Origin of the sequence: Enterobacter cloacae complex sp.6700776, from assembly GCF_048284255.1 — a bacterium.
GTDB classification, from domain to species: Bacteria; Pseudomonadota; Gammaproteobacteria; order Enterobacterales; family Enterobacteriaceae; genus Enterobacter; species Enterobacter intestinihominis.
In genome coordinates this window covers 1-18,366 of record NZ_JBLVYK010000016.1, presented here as the reverse complement: position 1 = coordinate 18,366, position 18,366 = coordinate 1, and the positions used below count along the sequence as shown (strand labels likewise).

The 18,366-nt window shown below is 52.7% G+C and carries 14 protein-coding genes and 1 pseudogene; 4 read left to right on the top strand and 11 right to left on the bottom strand.

The genetic code is table 11. The features are described from left to right. Positions 1-14: 14 nt before the first annotated feature. The 7 genes from ACNQ0T_RS18440 to ACNQ0T_RS18410 form a co-directional block, all read right to left on the bottom strand. Positions 15-2,279 carry a ComEC family protein gene (locus ACNQ0T_RS18440; RefSeq protein ID WP_417930303.1) on the bottom strand — a complete coding sequence of 755 codons (2,265 nt, stop codon included), beginning with the start codon at positions 2,277-2,279 and terminating at the stop codon, positions 15-17. Between the two features lie 212 nt (positions 2,280-2,491). Beyond that, positions 2,492-2,779, bottom strand: a complete 288-nt coding sequence (ihfB, locus tag ACNQ0T_RS18435; RefSeq protein WP_003858233.1) for an integration host factor subunit beta — start codon at positions 2,777-2,779, stop codon at positions 2,492-2,494. A 170-nt stretch (positions 2,780-2,949) separates the two neighbouring features. Next, positions 2,950-4,623 (bottom strand): 30S ribosomal protein S1, encoded by a 1,674-nt coding sequence (gene rpsA / locus ACNQ0T_RS18430; RefSeq protein ID WP_003858235.1) that lies wholly within the window; start codon positions 4,621-4,623, stop codon positions 2,950-2,952. A gap of 111 nt (positions 4,624-4,734) precedes the next feature. Further along, positions 4,735-5,418 carry a (d)CMP kinase gene (cmk, locus tag ACNQ0T_RS18425; protein ID WP_015570968.1) on the bottom strand — a complete coding sequence of 228 codons (684 nt, stop codon included), beginning with the start codon at positions 5,416-5,418 and terminating at the stop codon, positions 4,735-4,737. Positions 5,419-5,603: 185 nt separating this feature from the next. After that, entirely contained in the window at positions 5,604-6,887 is a 1,284-nt protein-coding gene (gene aroA, locus ACNQ0T_RS18420) for a 3-phosphoshikimate 1-carboxyvinyltransferase (RefSeq protein WP_417930302.1), read from the bottom strand. Positions 6,888-6,955: 68 nt separating this feature from the next. Continuing rightward, positions 6,956-8,044 carry a 3-phosphoserine/phosphohydroxythreonine transaminase gene (gene serC, locus ACNQ0T_RS18415; protein ID WP_022647627.1) on the bottom strand — a complete coding sequence of 363 codons (1,089 nt, stop codon included), beginning with the start codon at positions 8,042-8,044 and terminating at the stop codon, positions 6,956-6,958. Positions 8,045-8,206: 162 nt separating this feature from the next. Further along, positions 8,207-8,899, bottom strand: coding sequence for a DUF421 domain-containing protein (locus ACNQ0T_RS18410; protein ID WP_023299721.1), 693 nt, complete (start codon positions 8,897-8,899; stop codon positions 8,207-8,209). Positions 8,900-9,026: 127 nt separating this feature from the next. Between ACNQ0T_RS18410 and ycaO the strand changes: the two genes are divergently transcribed. The 4 genes from ycaO (at position 9,027) to pflA (ending at position 15,328) form a co-directional block, all read left to right on the top strand. Then, complete coding sequence (ycaO, locus tag ACNQ0T_RS18405) at positions 9,027-10,787, top strand: 30S ribosomal protein S12 methylthiotransferase accessory factor YcaO (protein ID WP_022647625.1); 1,761 nt, start codon at positions 9,027-9,029, stop codon at positions 10,785-10,787. A 405-nt stretch (positions 10,788-11,192) separates the two neighbouring features. Next, positions 11,193-12,050 carry a formate transporter FocA gene (gene focA / locus ACNQ0T_RS18400; RefSeq protein ID WP_017384832.1) on the top strand — a complete coding sequence of 286 codons (858 nt, stop codon included), beginning with the start codon at positions 11,193-11,195 and terminating at the stop codon, positions 12,048-12,050. Positions 12,051-12,101: 51 nt separating this feature from the next. Then, positions 12,102-14,384, top strand: a complete 2,283-nt coding sequence (gene pflB, locus ACNQ0T_RS18395; RefSeq protein WP_022647624.1) for a formate C-acetyltransferase — start codon at positions 12,102-12,104, stop codon at positions 14,382-14,384. 203 nt (positions 14,385-14,587) lie between these two features. After that, a complete protein-coding gene (gene pflA, locus ACNQ0T_RS18390) occupies positions 14,588-15,328 on the top strand; it encodes a pyruvate formate lyase 1-activating protein (RefSeq protein ID WP_003858250.1) in 741 nt (246 codons plus the stop codon). A gap of 36 nt (positions 15,329-15,364) precedes the next feature. Here pflA and ACNQ0T_RS18385 read toward each other — a convergent pair whose 3' ends face one another. The 4 genes and pseudogenes from ACNQ0T_RS18385 to ACNQ0T_RS18370 all read right to left on the bottom strand — a co-directional run. Further along, positions 15,365-15,886, bottom strand: a complete 522-nt coding sequence (locus ACNQ0T_RS18385) for an anti-virulence regulator CigR family protein (protein WP_022647623.1) — start codon at positions 15,884-15,886, stop codon at positions 15,365-15,367. Positions 15,887-16,009: 123 nt separating this feature from the next. Continuing rightward, complete coding sequence (locus tag ACNQ0T_RS18380) at positions 16,010-17,158, bottom strand: MFS transporter (protein WP_022647622.1); 1,149 nt, start codon at positions 17,156-17,158, stop codon at positions 16,010-16,012. 274 nt (positions 17,159-17,432) lie between these two features. Beyond that, complete coding sequence (locus ACNQ0T_RS18375; RefSeq protein WP_023299719.1) at positions 17,433-18,296, bottom strand: dimethyl sulfoxide reductase anchor subunit family protein; 864 nt, start codon at positions 18,294-18,296, stop codon at positions 17,433-17,435. A 1-nt stretch (position 18,297) separates the two neighbouring features. Next, positions 18,298-18,366, bottom strand: a pseudogene (locus ACNQ0T_RS18370) (dimethyl sulfoxide reductase subunit B); the annotation flags it as partial.

The following is an 18,366-nucleotide window of genomic DNA, read 5'->3' as shown; positions in this document are numbered from 1 at the left end:
AATAGCCGCATATTCTACCCGTTATCTACGGGCGCGCCAAACCACTGATGATACCAACGCGGTAAATAGTGTTCACGTAAGCGGCGAATTTGCCGACTTTGGTGCGAAAACGTCACAGTTATCTGTCCGGACTGCGGGGTATCAAGCCAGAGATATCCCTCAGTTCGATAGCGCCTGACTACTTTGATGGAAGGGAAACGCCACGCGTTATAGCGGGCCATCGAGGCCAGCGAAACCTGCCCCTCCACGCGCTGTAGCAGCGGTGTTGAAGATGACGTGTTACTCCCATGATGCGGCACCTGAATCAGTGTAGCCGCAAGTTGACGCCAGCGGTGGCTCAACATTGCCAGTTCTGCCTGCGCTTCAATATCTCCGGTCAGTAAAACGCTCTGTTCGCCGTCATCGATTTTTACCACGCAGGAGCGGTTGTTACCTTTCGCCGGGGTGTTTTCGGGTGGCCAATGCACGGAGAACGTTAACCCATGCCACTGCCATCGCTGTCCACGAAAGCATGGAAGATGTCCGGCCCAGGCTAAGGGGCTTCTGATCCACATTGCAGGCCAGGCAGCTTTTAGCGATGCCAGTCCCCCCGCGTGGTCGAGATGTTCATGGCTCAGGATCACCCCTTCCGGCCTCAGATGATGCCAGCGTAGCCAGGGGATAATCAGCTGCTGCGCGCTGTCCCCACCGGGCCATGCCAGCCCGGTGTCATACAGAATGGCCTTCCCGTGACGCTCAATGACCATCGCCAGCCCTTGCCCTACATCCAGCATATGCAGGGACCAGCTGTCAGTTTTAATCCTGTGCCAGAGGGGAAATGCCATCACCACGCTGCCTGCCAGACAGACTGCGGGTACTGCGCTGAAGGCCCTGAATCGCCAGCCAATGATCAGCAGCCACGGCAGTAACGTCAGGTATTGCCAGCGTTCATCCACGTCCTGCCAGCCATTCGGTAAACGCATCAATAGCCAGAAAAGTCCTGCCAGAGATTTATCGGCTGCCAGCCAGACGATACTTTCCAGCGTCGCCACCGGAAACAGATGCAGAAACATGCCGAGCAGGATCAGTGGAACTGAGATAAACGTTACCAGAGGAACAGCAAACAGATTCGCCACCAGCGAGGAGAGACTGAAACCATGGAAAATCAGTACCTGAAGCGGCAACAGGAGCAGCAGCATTCCAACCTGCAAATACAACAGCGTAACCAGCGGCCGCAGGCACCGGCCACGTTGCCAGTGCGGGAGAGGCAACCACTGATACCAAAAAATAAGCGCGGCGACCGCAAACGCGGATAACGCCAGGCTTTGTGACAGTACCGCCAGCGGATCGAAAAACAGGATCGCCGCCACGCAGGTAAGCCATACCTGCCAGGGCGACCACTGACGACCGCCCATTTTTAATGCGGCCAGCACCACAAGCGCCATAACCGTACGCAGCGCAGGCGGCTGCAATCCCGTTAGCCATGCGTAAAACGCGGCAAAAAGCAGACCTGCCAGTAAGGGCACTTGCCAGATAATCCAGCGGCCCGGCAGGAAAAACTGGATGCCCCGAGCCAGTAGCCAGACAGCAGAAGCGGCCAGCGCAATATGCAATCCCGAGATTGCCATCAGATGCATCGTTCCGGTCTCACGCATCAGGTTTTTTATCTCCCGCGAGACCGATAGCCGCTCCCCCATCCCCAGCCCCAGGATCACGGGCCCCCACTGATATGCTGAAAGCGTATTCTGTAGTGATGTCAGGTATTGCGAACGCAGGCTACAGCGTGCGTCGACAATCTCCGCATGGGTAAACCGTCCGCTCAGCGTCTGGTGTCGGGCAAAGGCGTTTTTCTGCGAATCATAGCCGCCATCGTTGAGCTCTCCGTGTACCGCCCTGAGCCGCAGGGTCATTGCCCAGCGTTGACCCACGCAGACATTTTGAGGCAGGTAGTTGCCGTAGAGTGACACGCCCATGGCAGCCCACACGCGTTCTCCATTGAGGCTGATAATCCTTCCCTGATGCATCGTTGCGCCGTCCGTTGCGGTAATAACCACCTCGGCCTGCTGCGGAACTTTCGTTAAATGGTTCATCGGCCACACGCTTTCCTGAGCGGCCAGGATCCCCCAGCACATAAAAAGCAATGCGAGGCCTGAAAACCTGAGCCATTTTCTCTGCTGTACGGATAACGCAATTCCTGCGGCAATCAGCAACCAGACAATATGCAAGTCTGGCAAAACGGGTAACCAATAGAGCGGGATTATGGCCAGAATGGCGCACATACTGATAACGTGGATCCCCATCTTCACCTCCATGTTTCAGGCGATTATGCGGCGGGAGTGATGCGTCGTCAGACAGAAAAGGCGTGATTTACAGCGGGCGCTGCAACGTTTTTAAGCGTTTACAGCAAGGAGAAAATGAGAATGCGGCGCGTATTCAGAAATGCAGGGGCGGGATACAAAAAAAGCACCCTAAGGTGCTTTCTTTAAACTCAGTTTAACCCTGATGATTAAACTCAGTTACCGTAAATATTGGCGCGATCGCGCAGTTCTTTACCCGGCTTAAAGTGCGGAACATACTTTCCTTCCAGCTCCACTTTATCGCCAGTCTTCGGGTTACGCCCGGTACGTGGTGCACGATAGTGCAGGGAAAAACTACCGAAACCGCGGATTTCAATGCGCTCGCCCTGGGCAAGAGTGGTAGCCATATGCTCCAGCATCTCTTTAACGGCATCTTCCACAGCCTTGGCAGGGATATGCGGTTGCTGACTGGCAAGTCTTTCAATCAATTCTGACTTGGTCATGATTCCTCCGGTTCCTTTCAAACCCATTAGCTGAACAGCTTATTAAACAAGGGCGGCCGTAGCCGCCCTTTGTTATTGATTACAGGACGAATCCTGCAATCTGTCAAGTCTGCTCTCCATCCTTCGCGCTGTAAATGCGTTACAGCTCAAATGATGGTGCGAACCTGAACTTACTCGCCTTTAGCTGCTTTGAAAGCTTCAGCCATTGCGTTGTTAGAGAAGTTTGCATCTTCCTGTTTGTTCACAGTTGCGATTGCATCTTTCTCATCAGCTTCGTCTTTAGCACGAACAGACAGGCTGATTGCACGGTTCTTACGGTCAACACCGGTGAACTTAGCTTCAACGTCGTCACCAACGCTCAGAACCAGAGTTGCATCTTCAACGCGGTCACGTGAAGCTTCGGAAGCGCGCAGGTAACCTTCAACGCCGTCAGCCAGTTCTACGGTTGCGCCTTTAGCGTCAACAGCAGTCACTTTACCGTTTACGATTGCGCCTTTCTTGTTCAGTGCAACCCAGTTGTTGAACGGATCTTCTGCGAGCTGTTTAACGCCCAGGGAGATACGTTCACGCTCTGCGTCAACCTGCAGAACAACTGCTGCGATTTCGTCGCCTTTTTTGTATTCACGAACTGCTTCTTCGCCTGCAACGTTCCAGGAGATGTCAGACAGGTGAACCAGGCCATCGATGCCGCCGTCCAGGCCGATGAAGATACCGAAGTCAGTGATAGACTTGATTTTACCTTCAACACGGTCGCCCTTGTTGTGGGTTTCCGCGAACTGCTGCCATGGGTTGTTTTTGCACTGCTTCAGGCCCAGGGAGATACGACGACGTTCTTCGTCGATATCCAGAACCATCACTTCCACTACATCACCAACGTTAACAACTTTGGATGGGTGGATGTTTTTGTTGGTCCAGTCCATTTCGGAAACGTGCACCAGGCCTTCAACGCCTTCTTCGATTTCAACGAAGCAGCCGTAGTCGGTCAGGTTGGTAACGCGACCAGTCAGTTTAGTACCTTCTGGGTAACGCTTAGCGATAGCTACCCATGGATCTTCGCCCAGCTGTTTCAGGCCGAGGGATACACGAGTACGCTCGCGGTCGAACTTCAGCACTTTAACAGTGATTTCGTCGCCCACGTTCACGATTTCGCTTGGGTGCTTAACGCGTTTCCACGCCATGTCGGTGATGTGCAGCAGGCCATCAACGCCGCCCAGGTCAACGAATGCGCCGTAGTCAGTGAGGTTCTTAACGATACCTTTGACTTCCATGCCTTCCTGCAGGTTTTCCAGCAGCTGATCGCGTTCTGCGCTGTTTTCGGATTCGATAACGGCACGACGGGAAACAACAACGTTGTTACGCTTCTGGTCCAGCTTGATTACTTTGAACTCAAGCTCTTTGCCTTCGAGGTGCAGGGTGTCACGGACTGGACGAACGTCTACCAGAGAACCTGGCAGGAACGCACGAATACCATTCAGCTCAACAGTGAAGCCACCTTTAACTTTGCCGTTGATAACACCGACCACAGTTTCAGCTTCTTCGTAAGCTTTTTCCAGCGTGATCCATGCTTCGTGACGTTTAGCTTTCTCACGAGACAGCAGGGTTTCGCCGAAGCCGTCTTCTACTGCGTCCAGAGCAACGTCAACTTCGTCACCTACCTGGATTTCCAGCTCGCCCTGGGCGTTTTTGAACTGCTCAGCCGGGATGGCGGACTCAGATTTCAGACCGGCGTCAACCAGTACTACGTCTTTGTCGATAGCAACAACAACACCGCGAACGATGGAACCCGGACGGGTTTCGATTTCTTTTAAGGATTCTTCAAACAGTTGAGCAAAAGATTCAGTCATGTTTAATCTTCAGGTTAATATTAACGTCCACCTGGCTCCGTGCCGGATGGGGTTGTTTCACATACCCGCCGTCAATCCATTGCAGCGGGGGTACTGCTAAATCGGTCGCGATTACGCGAGTGCCAGTTTTTGGCGCGCATATTGTAGCGCTTTTTCAATCACTTGCTCAATAGTTAAACTGGTTGAATCCAGCACTAATGCGTCTTGCGCGGGAACAAGTGGTGCGACGGCGCGGTTACGATCGCGGTCATCGCGCTCTTTTATCTCGGATAAAAGGCGATCAAAGTTAACACTAAACCCCTTTTCCTGCAACTGAAGCATGCGGCGTTGAGCACGTTCTTCCGAAGAGGCGTCAAGGAAAATTTTCACTGGCGCATCAGGGAATACCACGGTTCCCATGTCGCGGCCGTCGGCGATCAGCCCCGGCGCTTCGCGGAAACCGCGCTGGCGACGTAACAGCGCTTCACGAACGCGTGGGAAAGCCGCCACCTGAGAGGCCGCATTGGCCACTTCCTGCGTACGGATTTCACCGCTGACATCTTCCCCTTCCAGGATCACTTCAAGGTTGCCATCAGTAGAGACAAAGCGCACATCCAGATGTGCAGCCAGCGGTACCAGCGCTTCTTCAGACGCAACATCTACATGATGATGCAGCGCAGCCAGCGCCAGCACACGATAGATTGCTCCCGAATCTAAAAGATGCCATTGCAATGCTTCCGCCATCGCTTTGCACAGAGTACCTTTCCCTGCGCCACTTGGCCCATCAATGGTGATTACCGGGGCAATTGCCGTCATCTTTTTCTCCTTAATTAAGGCATACCGTTTACATGAACGCCGCGCATTATACGCGCCAACGTGCGCAACTGTTACCTTTGCGTGCAAATTACGGAATGATTGAAGCAGAGTGTAGAAGAAATGAAAGAGGATGACTGTCAGAAAGCGTAAGGAAATGCCGCATCAGGAGATGCGGCATACGATCGTCAGGCCAGGGTGCTAATGCGCGCCAGCTGTTCGAAGTAGTCCGGGAAGGTTTTCGCCGTGCACTTCGGGTCAAGGATGGTGACTGGCGTATCTGACAGCGCCACCAGCGAGAAACACATCGCCATGCGGTGATCGTTGTAGGTGCCAATTTCTGCAAATTGCAGTTTTGCCGGCGGCGTGACGCGAATGTAGTCTTCGCCCTCTTCTACCACCGCCCCCACTTTACGCAGCTCGGTTGCCATTGCGAACAGGCGGTCAGTCTCTTTTACGCGCCAGTTATAGATGTTACGCAGCGTGGTGGTGCCTTTCGCAAACAGCGCAGCGGTGGCGATGGTCATTGCCGCGTCAGGAATATGGTTCATGTCCATGTCGATGGCGTTCAGCTCACCGTGCGTACAGGAGATGAAGTCATCGCCCCAGGTCACAACCGCGCCCATTTTTCCCAGCACGTCGGCAAAACGAATATCGCCCTGCACGCTGTTGCGACCAATACCCGTCACTTTTACCGTACCGCCTTTAATCGCACCCGCGGCCAGGAAGTAGGACGCGGATGAAGCATCGCCTTCAACCAGGTAGTGACCCGGAGACTGATACTGTTGGCCACCGCGAACCACGAAGCGTTGGTATGACTGGTTTTCCACCTCAACACCAAAGGTTTTCATCAGGTGCAGCGTGATATCAATGTACGGCTTAGAGACCAGATCGCCTTTAATGCTAATCACGGTATCATTTGGAGCCAGCGGTGCGGTCATCAGCAGTGCCGTCAGGAACTGGCTGGAGACGCTACCGTCAACCTCAACATTACCGCCAGTGAAACCACCGCGCAGACGCAGTGGCGGGTAATTTTCTTGCTCAAGATAATCAATCTGCGCGCCGCCCTGACGCAGGGCATCGACCAGATGGCCGATCGGACGCTCTTTCATGCGCGGCTCGCCGGTCAGCACAATATCGTTGCTCCCAAGACACAGCGCAGCGGCCAGAGGACGCATCGCCGTACCGGCGTTACCCAGGAAAAGCTCCAGCGCTTCAGCGGAATGTAATGCGCCGCCGTTACCGGTGACTTCACAACGGGTACGATCGTCTGACAGCGCGTACTGAACGCCCAACGCTTTCAGTGCATTGAGCATATGGCGCACGTCATCGCTGTCCAGCAGGTTGGAAAGGACGGTGGTGCCGTTTGCCAGAGCTGCCAGCAGCAGAGCGCGGTTCGAGACACTTTTTGAACCAGGCAGATTAATGGTGCCATCTACCCGCGCGATAGGTTGTAACGTCAGGGATTCCATGAAACTTAACTCTCAACTCAACATAATAAAAACCCCGCAGGAACGCTGCGGGGGTGAAAAACAGCCAATTAACCGTGACGACGTTCGAAGTCGATCATGAAATCAGTCAGGGCTTTAACGCCTTCCAGCGGCATCGCGTTATAGATAGAGGCACGCATACCGCCTACCACACGGTGACCTTTCAGCGCATGCAGACCCGCCGCGAAGGACTCTTCCAGGAACACGTTATCCAGGTTGTTGTCCGCCAGCTGGAACGGCACGTTCATGCGCGAACGGTTAGTTTTGGCGACATCGTTACGGTAGAAATCGCTCTTGTCGATCACGCCGTACAGCAGTTCAGCTTTTTGCTGATTGATCTTGTCCATCTGCGCCACGCCGCCTTTTTGCTTCAGCCATTTGAAGACCAGGCCGGAGAGATACCAGGCGAACGTTGGTGGAGTGTTGAACATGGAATCGTTGTCGTTCAGGACGGTGTAATCCAGAATTGACGGGCAAGACTTATGGGCTTTCCCCAGCAGGTCTTCACGCACGATAACGATAGTCAGACCCGCAGGACCGATGTTTTTCTGGGCACCCGCGTAGATGACGCCGTAGCGGCTGACGTCCAGCGGCGTGGACAGAATGGTGGAGGAGAAGTCCGCCGTCACAATGACATTTTCGCCAAAGTCTGGCTCTTCGTGAATAGCGATACCGTCGATGGTTTCGTTCGGGCAGTAATGAAGATACGCGGCGTTGTCAGAAAGCTGCCACTCACTCATCGGCTTCACGGCGCGCATACCGTCAACGGTCACTTTGGCATCGATAACGTTCGGCGTGCAATATTTGTGCGCTTCTTTTACCGCACTGGCCGCCCAGTAGCCGGCATCAACGTAATCAGCGGTGGATTTGTCGCCCAGTAGATTGAGCGGAATACCCGCAAACTGACCGCGTCCACCGCCGTGACAGAACAATACTTTGTAGTTCGAGGGAATGTTCAGCAGATCGCGAAAATCCTTTTCTGCCTCTTCCGCCACCTGAATAAACGCTTTACCCCGGTGGCTGACTTCCATCACCGACGTACCCAGACCGTTCCAGTCACACAGCTCCTGTTGAGCCTGTTTGAGCACGTCTGCCGGTAACATTGCCGGACCTGAACTGAAATTAAAGACTTGAGCCATTTCCCCTCACCACGCTAAAAGCAATAAGTTATAACTGTGGATATCGGTTTTATCATTCAGTGACACGCGCCGCAATGTCTAAAACTTATGGCCGAAGAAATGTGCCCCTCGTCACACAAAACAATCTGCCGTACCGTTGTCGCAAAACCGACAATATCGCTGTCAGGTAATGCGTTTAGCCCGGCTAACCTTCGTCCATTCTGGATTTGTACAGCGAGGGCATAATTGATGATCGCCCGCCTGCATGACCACCACATGGCTGCATTTTATGCAGGCATACTGGCCCGCATCAGGGACGGTTTTGTATCGCTCGATAAGCATATCCGGCAGTATGCACAGGCCGGGCTTGACCTCATCGTCAGGATAGTAATAAACGCTGATTTGACCGTTCGTTTCCATAATCGCCAGACGCACCTGCCCCAGTTGTTCAACGCTGCTTATACGTAGCTCCATAAAGAACTCAAACTCCGTCATATTGGCGCTTTGCACATTCTCCCAGGCCAGTTGACCATCTTCGACAATCACCACCGGTTTTCCTTCGAACAGATCTTCCAGTTTTTCACTTTTCGACATCAGCCACATGACCAGCCGGTACAGCAGCGCAAGCGTCACGAAGACGATAAAAACCGGCACCATCGGCACATCGTCATAAAAGGCAACGTCCCCTGCCGCCGAACCCAGCGTCAGGATAATCAGCACTTCAAACAGGGACATCTGCCGCACGCCGCGACGTCCGGTGATTTTCAGAAACAGGAAGACGAGTACAAAGGTGTACAGGCTACGCAACGCCACTTCGCCTAAAAACTCAGGTGGGACTTTATCAAACGCCATCCGCTGGAGATCAAATGCTTTCATTTTTTTATGCCTTAACAGTAGGTTACTGCTTATAAGCATAGCCCAGCCATTTATTTTCGCCGGAGATAGCACCCGTCACGCAAAACCCGTATCATTGCGCGCTTTACGTACGATAAAAGTGAACGCCATGACTCAAACGTTTATCCCCGGCAAAGACGCCGCTCTGGAAGATTCCATCGCTCGCTTCCAGCAGAAACTGACCGACCTGGGCTTTAATATCGAAGAAGCCTCCTGGCTGAATCCGGTGCCTCACGTCTGGTCCGTGCATATTCGCGACAAAGACTGTGCGCTGTGCTTCACCAACGGCAAAGGCGCGACCAAAAAAGCGGCACTGGCCTCTGCGCTGGGTGAGTATTTTGAGCGTCTGTCCACCAACTATTTCTTCGCCGACTTCTGGCTGGGTGAAACGATTGCCAACGGCCCGTTCGTTCACTACCCGAACGAAAAATGGTTCCCGCTACCCGAAGACGACGAACTGCCGGAAGGCATTCTCGATGCCCGCCTGCGCGCGTTCTACGATCCGGAAAACGAACTGACCGCCAGCATGCTGATCGACCTGCAATCCGGCAATGAGGATCGTGGTATCTGCGCCCTGCCGTTCACCCGTCAGTCTGACGAGCAGACCGTTTACATTCCAATGAACATCGTTGGCAATCTGTATGTGTCTAACGGTATGTCTGCCGGTAACACCCGTAACGAAGCGCGTGTACAGGGGTTGTCTGAAGTTTTCGAGCGTCACATCAAAAACCGTATTATTGCTGAATCCATCAGCCTGCCGGAGATCCCGGCTGACGTGCTGGCGCGCTACCCGGGCGTGGTGGAATCCATCGCCAAACTGGAAGCGGAAGGTTTCCCAATCTTTGCTTATGACGGCTCTCTGGGCGGCAAATATCCGGTTATCTGCGTGGTACTGTTTAACCCGGCAAATGGCACCTGCTTCGCCTCTTTCGGCGCGCACCCGGACTTCGGCGTGGCGCTGGAGCGTACCGTGACCGAACTGCTGCAAGGTCGTAGCCTGAAAGATCTCGACGTGTTCACCCCGCCAACCTTTGATGACGAAGAAGTTGCCGAGCACACCAACCTCGAAACGCACTTCATCGACTCCAGCGGTTTGATCTCCTGGGATATGTTCAAACAGGACGCGGACTATCCGTTCGTGGACTGGAGCTTTGCCGGTACGACGGAAGAAGAGTTCGCCACCCTGATGGCGATCTTCAACGCGGAAGATCAGGAAGTCTATATTGCCGACTATGAACACCTCGGCGTTTATGCGTGCCGTATTATTGTGCCGGGTATGTCGGACATCTATCCGGCAGAAGATCTGTGGCTTGCGAACAACAGCATGGGCGCGCATCTGCGTGAAACCCTGCTGGCCCTGCCGGGCAGCGAGTGGGATAAAGAAGATTATCTGAACCTGATCGCCCAACTGGACGAAGAAGGACACGATGATTTCACCCGCGTACGCGAACTGCTGGGTCTGGCAACCGGAAAAGATAACGGCTGGTACACGCTGCGCATCGGCGAGCTAAAAGCGATGCTGGCGCTGGCGGGCGGCGATCTGGATCAGGCTTTGGCCTGGACCGAGTGGACGATGGAGTTTAACCAGTCCGTCTTCTCCGCCGAGCGCACTAACTATTACCGTTGCCTGCAAACGCTGCTCCTGCTTTCTCAGGAAGACGACCGCGAGCCATTGCAGTATCTGAACGCCTTCGTCCGCATGTACGGTGCAGATGCCGTTGAAGCTGCCAGCGCGGCGCTGAGCGGTGAAGAACCGTTCTATGGCCTGCAAGCGGTTGACAGCGATCTGAAAGCCTTCCCGGCGCATCAGTCGCTGCTGAATGCGTATGAAAAATTGCAGAAGGCTAAAGCCGCTTACTGGTCAAAATAAGCGCATATAACATTAATGGCTGTAGGCGTATTCAATCGCCTGAGCTATATTACGGGGCAATTTCATTGCCCCTTTTTTTTATTTTTCCGCAATGACGTTTAATTGTAATAATTAAGTTAATCACGGGTAAATATAAAAACGCTTACCTGGGCTTTACTGTTACTAATTCTAATAAATACTCCATTTTAATTAACTGTTCCACGGGAGGCTGAAGGAAAAAATTCAACTCTTTTCATAACTTTTAAAATTTATTTTTATACGGATAATCAAATACTTACTCCGCTTTTGCTGTAAAACCATACACACTGCGGGCCTATAAGCCAGGCGAGATATGATCTATATCAATTTCTCTTCTATAATGCTTTGTTAGTATCTCGTCGCCGACTTAATAAAGAGAGAGTTAGTGTGAAAGCTGACAACCCTTTTGATCTATTACTCCCCGCTGCGATGGCGAAAGTTGCCGAAGAAGCGGGTGTCTACAAAGCAACGAAACATCCGATGACGACGTTCTTTCTGGCCATTACGGCTGGGGTGTTCATCTCCATCGCTTTCGTCTTCTATATCACAGCCACCACCGGCACTGCCGGGATGCCTTTCGGCATAGCGAAACTGATTGGTGGTATTTGCTTCTCACTGGGCCTGATCCTCTGCGTCATCTGCGGCGCCGACCTCTTCACCTCAACGGTGCTGATTGTTGTGGCAAAAGCCAGCGGAAGAATTACCTGGGGTCAACTGGGGCGCAACTGGCTCAACGTCTACGTTGGCAACCTGATTGGCTGTCTGCTCTTTGTTCTGTTGATGTGGCTTTCTGGCGAGTACATGACCGCCAACGGCGGCTGGGGGCTTAACGTCCTGCAAACCGCCGACCACAAAATGCACCATACATTTATCGAAGCCGTTGCTCTCGGCATCCTTGCAAACCTGATGGTCTGCCTGGCGGTCTGGATGAGCTACTCTGGTCGTAGCCTGATGGATAAAGCCATGATTATGGTTCTGCCGGTTGCGATGTTTGTTGCCAGCGGCTTTGAGCACAGTATTGCGAATATGTTCATGATCCCGATGGGGATTGTTATCCGCAACTTTGCAAGCCCGGAGTTCTGGACTGCTGTTGGTTCAACCCCGGAAAGTTTTTCACACCTGACTATTATGAATTTCATTACTGATAACCTGATCCCCGTCACTATCGGGAACATTATCGGTGGGGGTCTGTTAGTTGGGTTGACATACTGGGTCATTTACCTGCGTGGCGGCGATCATCATTAATGGTTGTCTCAGGCAGTAAATAAAAAATCCACTTAAGAAGGTAGGTGTTACATGTCCGAGCTTAATGAAAAGTTAGCCACAGCCTGGGAAGGTTTTACGAAAGGTGACTGGCAGAATGAAGTCAACGTCCGTGACTTCATTCAGAAAAACTATACCCCGTATGAAGGTGACGAATCCTTCCTGGCTGGTGCAACTGACGCAACCACCAAGCTGTGGGACAGCGTAATGGAAGGCGTTAAACTGGAAAACCGCACTCACGCGCCAGTTGATTTTGACACCTCCGTTGCTTCTACCATCACTTCTCACGATGCTGGCTACATCAACAAAGCCCTTGAGAAAATCGTTGGTCTCCAGACTGAAGCACCACTGAAACGCGCAATCATCCCGTTCGGTGGCATTAAAATGGTTGAAGGTTCCTGCAAAGCGTATAACCGCGAGCTGGACCCAATGCTGAAAAAAATCTTCACCGAATACCGTAAAACCCATAACCAGGGTGTATTCGATGTTTACACCAAAGACATTCTGAACTGCCGTAAATCTGGCGTTCTGACCGGTCTGCCAGATGCCTATGGCCGTGGCCGTATCATCGGTGACTACCGTCGCGTTGCGCTGTACGGTATCGACTTCCTGATGAAAGACAAATACGCGCAGTTCGTCTCTCTCCAGTCTGACCTGGAAAACGGCGTAAACCTGGAAGCGACTATCCGTCTGCGTGAAGAGATTGCTGAACAGCACCGTGCGCTGGGTCAGATCAAAGAGATGGCGGCTAAATACGGCTGTGATATCTCTGGTCCTGCAACCAACGCTCAGGAAGCTATCCAGTGGACCTACTTCGGCTACCTGGCCGCGGTTAAGTCTCAGAACGGTGCAGCAATGTCCTTCGGCCGCGTATCCACCTTCCTGGATGCGTATATCGAACGCGATATCAAAGCAGGCAAAATCACCGAACAAGACGCTCAGGAAATGATTGACCACCTGGTCATGAAACTGCGTATGGTTCGCTTCCTGCGTACTCCAGAATATGATGAGCTGTTCTCTGGTGACCCAATCTGGGCAACCGAATCTATCGGCGGTATGGGCGTAGATGGCCGTACGCTGGTAACCAAAAACAGCTTCCGCTTCCTGAACACCCTGTACACCATGGGTCCTTCTCCGGAGCCGAACATCACCGTTCTGTGGTCTGAAAAACTGCCACTGAACTTCAAGAAATTCGCCGCTAAAGTGTCCATCGACACCTCTTCTCTGCAATACGAGAACGATGACCTGATGCGTCCGGACTTCAACAACGACGACTACGCTATCGCGTGCTGCGTAAGCCCAATGGTTGTTGGTAAGCAAATGCAGTTCTTCGGTGCGCGTGCAAACCTGGCGAAAACCATGCTGTACGCAATCAACGGCGGCGTTGACGAAAAACTGAAAATGCAGGTTGGTCCTAAGTCTGAACCGATCAAAGGCGACCTTCTGAACTTCGACGAAGTGATGGAGCGCATGGATCACTTCATGGACTGGCTGGCTAAGCAGTATGTCACTGCGCTGAACGTCATCCACTACATGCACGACAAGTACAGCTACGAAGCCTCTCTGATGGCGCTGCACGACCGTGACGTCGTTCGCACCATGGCGTGTGGTATCGCAGGTCTGTCCGTTGCGGCTGACTCCCTGTCTGCAATCAAATATGCGAAAGTTAAACCAATTCGTGACGAAGATGGTCTGGCTATCGACTTCGAAATCGAAGGCGAATATCCGCAGTTTGGTAACAACGACGCTCGCGTTGATGACATGGCGGTTGACCTGGTAGAACGTTTCATGAAGAAAATTCAGAAACTCACTACCTATCGTAACGCTATCCCGACTCAGTCTGTTCTGACCATCACCTCTAACGTTGTGTATGGTAAGAAAACCGGTAACACCCCAGACGGTCGTCGTGCTGGCGCGCCATTCGGCCCAGGTGCTAACCCAATGCACGGTCGTGACCAGAAAGGTGCGGTTGCCTCTCTGACCTCCGTTGCTAAACTGCCGTTTGCATACGCAAAAGATGGTATCTCTTACACCTTCTCTATCGTGCCAAACGCGCTGGGTAAAGATGACGAAGTACGTAAAACTAACCTCGCGGGTCTGATGGATGGTTACTTCCACCACGAAGCGTCCATCGAAGGTGGTCAGCACCTGAACGTGAACGTGATGAACCGTGAAATGCTGCTCGACGCGATGGAACATCCTGAGAAATATCCTCAGCTGACCATTCGTGTATCAGGCTACGCAGTACGTTTTAACTCCCTGACGAAAGAACAGCAGCAGGACGTTATCACCCGTACTTTCACTCAGTCCATGTAAGTGGAATTGACTGAAATCACGCGTTAAAAAGCGTACAATAAAGGCTCCACGCAAGTGGGGCCTTTTTAACACCCTCGCTTCATCAGTCTCTTTTGTCCGCTATCTATACTTAATGGATAACAGCCAAAACAGACTCGACATAGCCTTTGAGCTGTGCATCTACATAGGCCCCCGGATGGGCCAAATTCGGAGATATCACCGCAATGTCAATTATTGGTCGCATTCACTCCTTTGAATCCTGTGGCACCGTCGATGGCCCGGGGATCCGCTTTATCACTTTCTTCCAGGGCTGCCTGATGCGCTGCCTGTACTGCCATAACCGTGACACCTGGGACACCCATGGCGGTAAAGAAGTCACCGTTGAAGATCTGATGAAAGAGGTGGTGACCTATCGCCACTTCATGAACGCGTCCGGCGGTGGCGTGACGGCATCCGGCGGTGAAGCCATTCTTCAGGCTGAATTTGTGCGCGACTGGTTCCGCGCCTGCCATAAAGAAGGTATTCATACCTGCCTCGACACCAACGGCTTTGTGCGCCGTTACGATCCGGTTATTGATGAACTGCTTGAAGTGACCGATCTGGTGATGCTCGATCTCAAGCAGATGAACGATGAGATCCACCAGAATCTGGTTGGCGTCTCAAACCACCGTACGCTGGAATTTGCCAAATACATTGCCAACAAAGGCGTCAAGACCTGGATCCGCTACGTGGTGGTACCGGGCTGGTCAGATGATGATGATTCTGCACATCGTCTGGGCGAATTTACCCGGGATATGGGTAACGTGGAGAAAATTGAACTCCTGCCCTATCACGAGCTGGGTAAACACAAATGGGTGGCAATGGGTGAAGAGTACAAGCTCGATGGCGTGAAGCCGCCGAAAAAAGAGACGATGGAGCGCGTCAAAGGTATTCTTGAGCAGTATGGCCACAAGGTCATGTATTAACGAAAAGGCCCGGTGAAAACCGGGCCTTTTTATATTCTATTTAAAGACGCCGTTAATCACCGAAGTCACAATCGCGGTACTCAGCGCAATTAAGACCAGGTCGTCACCCACCACGCGCCATTCATAGCCCGGATAAGAAGGAAGCTGACCCAGCATATCGGCTGGCACGGTTTTCTTCGCAATGCCCGGAGGCAGTGGCTTACCGCGCGCCAGGTTTTTCGCAATACCCGGAGGCAGAGAGTCGTAGCCCGTTAAGCCGTAATTCAGTGCCAGATGGCGGGCATGATCGAAGCTCACGCGGACGTCAACATCATGACCAACATCGTTGCTGTTTTTAAAGCTCTTATCCGATTTTCCTGGATTATCCTGGCCGGTATTGTGCTTATTACCATGGTTACCAGCGTTCCCGTTACCATGATTGCCGCTATTACCTTGTCCGCCACCGTTTCCGTGACCACCGCCATTCCCGTTTCCTGGATTAGCCATGGCCGGAGCCGTTGCAAACGTTAAAGCCAACACTACGGCAAGTGCGGTAGTGGAAAAACGACGAGTAGACATGATTGCTGCCTTTTAGTGGTAGAACTCATTTGAATTATCGCCAGGCAGTAAAAACTCACAATAAGTAAAAGTCTTATATGTGACAGGGACAAAAAAGCCTGTCATCGACAGGCTTTTATTTAATCAGGCATGTGCCACTGGCGTTGGGTGCTCGCCCGCTTTGCGCAGCAACATTAACAGATAAATAAACGATACGCTGGCGATCATGATAAACAGCAGATTATCAGAGTAATTTTGCATGAGCATAGCGGTAAAAGTCGGCCCCAGTAAACTGCCGATGGTGTAACTCAGCAACAATGCCTGGTTCATCGCCACCAGCTGGTGATGCTCAACTTTCTCACAGGCCCAGGCCATCGCGACCGGATAGAGCGTAAAACCCGCAGCCCCCAGAATGAACAGCGCAGGCGCCATCGCGGCGTTGCTGAGCATGGCGAGACAGCCCATGATGACCACGAAAACCTGGACGCGCAGCACCAGCAGACGACCAAAGCGGTCCGCCAGGCGGCCAATCGGCCACTGGCCGACAATCCCCGCGCTGACCATCACCGCCATCCAGAAACCGATCCCGGAATCGCTGACGCCCTGATGGTTGAGATAGAGCGGCATCAGGCCATAGAGCGACCCCAGCACAATCCCGGAAATAATACAGCCGTTAATCCCCAGGCGCGCCTGACGCAGTCTCAGCATCGGCCAAACGTGCGTGGCCTCCTGATGCTCACTGCTCTGGTTCACGATACGGGTAAAGAGCAGCGGCAGAATTGCGGCCAGCACCATCCCTGTTACCCATGGCAGAACGCTCATCAGGTCGGTTGGGAATTTGCTGACCATCAGTTGTCCCAGAACGGTACCGACGTAGTAAACCATCATATAAGCCGCCAGCAGACGCCCGCGATTACGGGACGTGCCGCTGCACATCAGCGCACTTTCAACCACCACCCAGATCATGGCGCAGCCAACGCCCGCAATAAAGCGCCAGACCATCCAGCTCCAGAAGCCGACCATCAGTCCTAAACCGGCGCATCCGACGGCAAAGATCAGTGACGCCAGATAATAACTGCGGTTAAAACCAAAGCGCTTAATAAGGCTGCCCGTTAATAAGGTGCCCAGCAGATTGCCCGTAAAAAAGGACGAGCTAACCATACCCACCTGCCAGGTTGGTAAGTTTTCATGGGCGAGCCATAGCGGGACGAGTGTGTTCAACACCGCGATCGCCAGGGTCAGCAAAAGCAGGCCACAGAGCAACAAAAGCACCGGGCGGGTATAGGTGGTCATGGATTAAAAACCGTGAGGAAGTTCAGATTTCGTGCGCATCATGCCACTGGCAAAAACAAAGTCAATCCACCGATTCAGGCGTCACGCACGATATGCGCCTTGTCGATTTAAAAAACTCATCCTGCTAATGCAAAGCCTGCTACCAATATTAATTATCTATTTGTTTTTATTTATTTCCGGGAATTTTTACAACGAAACATCAGTCGAAAAATTTCATGAATGAAAAAAGAAAAGCCGGGCACTATGTCCCGGCTTTTTATAACAAAATCTAAAATTAGCTGGCGACAGCCATACCGACCGTCATATGCAGACCGTAAAATACGCCGCGACCAATTAACTCCCCTGCCAACACCAGCACAAAGGCCAGTGACAGCAACGGTAGCGCAGGCGCGTAACCTTTAAGCTGAGGGGCAATCCAGCACACCAGCGCCGCCGTCAGCAGCACCACACGCCAGGCCATCAGAGAACCGTAATCCGGTACCAGCGCCGAAGCCTGTTGGATAGAGCTGTGAATCGTCGCCAGCTCCGCTCCCTGCATAAGCGCTACAACGGTACTGATGACCAGTGCCAGCAGCGAGACCGCGGGCAGCAGGCGCATCGCCCAACCATTAATGCCAGCTACACGCAGAAGCAGATAACCCAGCAGCGGCCCGCCAATAAACATGGTCAGGAAGAAGCTCATCGGCGTCCAGACGCTGTACCAGGTCGGAACGGTATCAATGGTGTTGTACACCCGGACCATCATCCAGACGAAGACAACGCCCAGTACCATGGTGACGATGAGCCACAACGCACGTAACCCTGACGGCAGCTTTTTCAGCGCTGCCAGTAACCACCCCAGCCCGCCAACTGCAAAGAAGATTGCGCCGCTGGCAATCTCGTTACTCAGCGAAGAGGCACCTACGCGGTTCAGGGAGTTAAACGCGCGCATCGGTGAGCCCAGGTGCAGCGTAGAGGCGATAAACCCAATCCCCATCAACACCCACAGGCCAAACATGCTCAATACTAAACGCTGCTGCTGTTCAGCATTGAGGTTCCCTTTTAACAGCGCCAGCGCAAGGACGATAAACCCGCCTGCAACACACTGCCCAAAGACCGTGAAGATCATAAGCGGCCATTCATGCCATCCACTTCCCATCTCACACCTCCTTCGGGTTTGCCAGGTAGCCGGTGGTGTCACCCGTCGGACGGCTGTTGGCGTTAGGTTT

What these genes read in the sequence shown, in the direction of transcription:
- ACNQ0T_RS18440 (WP_417930303.1), bottom strand. Translation starts at nt 2,279, where the DNA reads ATGGGGATCCACGTTATCAGTATGTGCGCCATTCTGGCCATAATCCCG.
- ihfB (WP_003858233.1), bottom strand. Translation starts at nt 2,779, where the DNA reads ATGACCAAGTCAGAATTGATTGAAAGACTTGCCAGTCAGCAACCGCAT.
- rpsA (WP_003858235.1), bottom strand. Translation starts at nt 4,623, where the DNA reads ATGACTGAATCTTTTGCTCAACTGTTTGAAGAATCCTTAAAAGAAATC.
- cmk (WP_015570968.1), bottom strand. Translation starts at nt 5,418, where the DNA reads ATGACGGCAATTGCCCCGGTAATCACCATTGATGGGCCAAGTGGCGCA.
- aroA (WP_417930302.1), bottom strand. Translation starts at nt 6,887, where the DNA reads ATGGAATCCCTGACGTTACAACCTATCGCGCGGGTAGATGGCACCATT.
- serC (WP_022647627.1), bottom strand. Translation starts at nt 8,044, where the DNA reads ATGGCTCAAGTCTTTAATTTCAGTTCAGGTCCGGCAATGTTACCGGCA.
- ACNQ0T_RS18410 (WP_023299721.1), bottom strand. Translation starts at nt 8,899, where the DNA reads ATGAAAGCATTTGATCTCCAGCGGATGGCGTTTGATAAAGTCCCACCT.
- ycaO (WP_022647625.1), top strand. Translation starts at nt 9,027, where the DNA reads ATGACTCAAACGTTTATCCCCGGCAAAGACGCCGCTCTGGAAGATTCC.
- pflB (WP_022647624.1), top strand. Translation starts at nt 12,102, where the DNA reads ATGTCCGAGCTTAATGAAAAGTTAGCCACAGCCTGGGAAGGTTTTACG.
- pflA (WP_003858250.1), top strand. Translation starts at nt 14,588, where the DNA reads ATGTCAATTATTGGTCGCATTCACTCCTTTGAATCCTGTGGCACCGTC.
- ACNQ0T_RS18385 (WP_022647623.1), bottom strand. Translation starts at nt 15,886, where the DNA reads ATGTCTACTCGTCGTTTTTCCACTACCGCACTTGCCGTAGTGTTGGCT.
- ACNQ0T_RS18380 (WP_022647622.1), bottom strand. Translation starts at nt 17,158, where the DNA reads ATGACCACCTATACCCGCCCGGTGCTTTTGTTGCTCTGTGGCCTGCTT.
- ACNQ0T_RS18375 (WP_023299719.1), bottom strand. Translation starts at nt 18,296, where the DNA reads ATGGGAAGTGGATGGCATGAATGGCCGCTTATGATCTTCACGGTCTTT.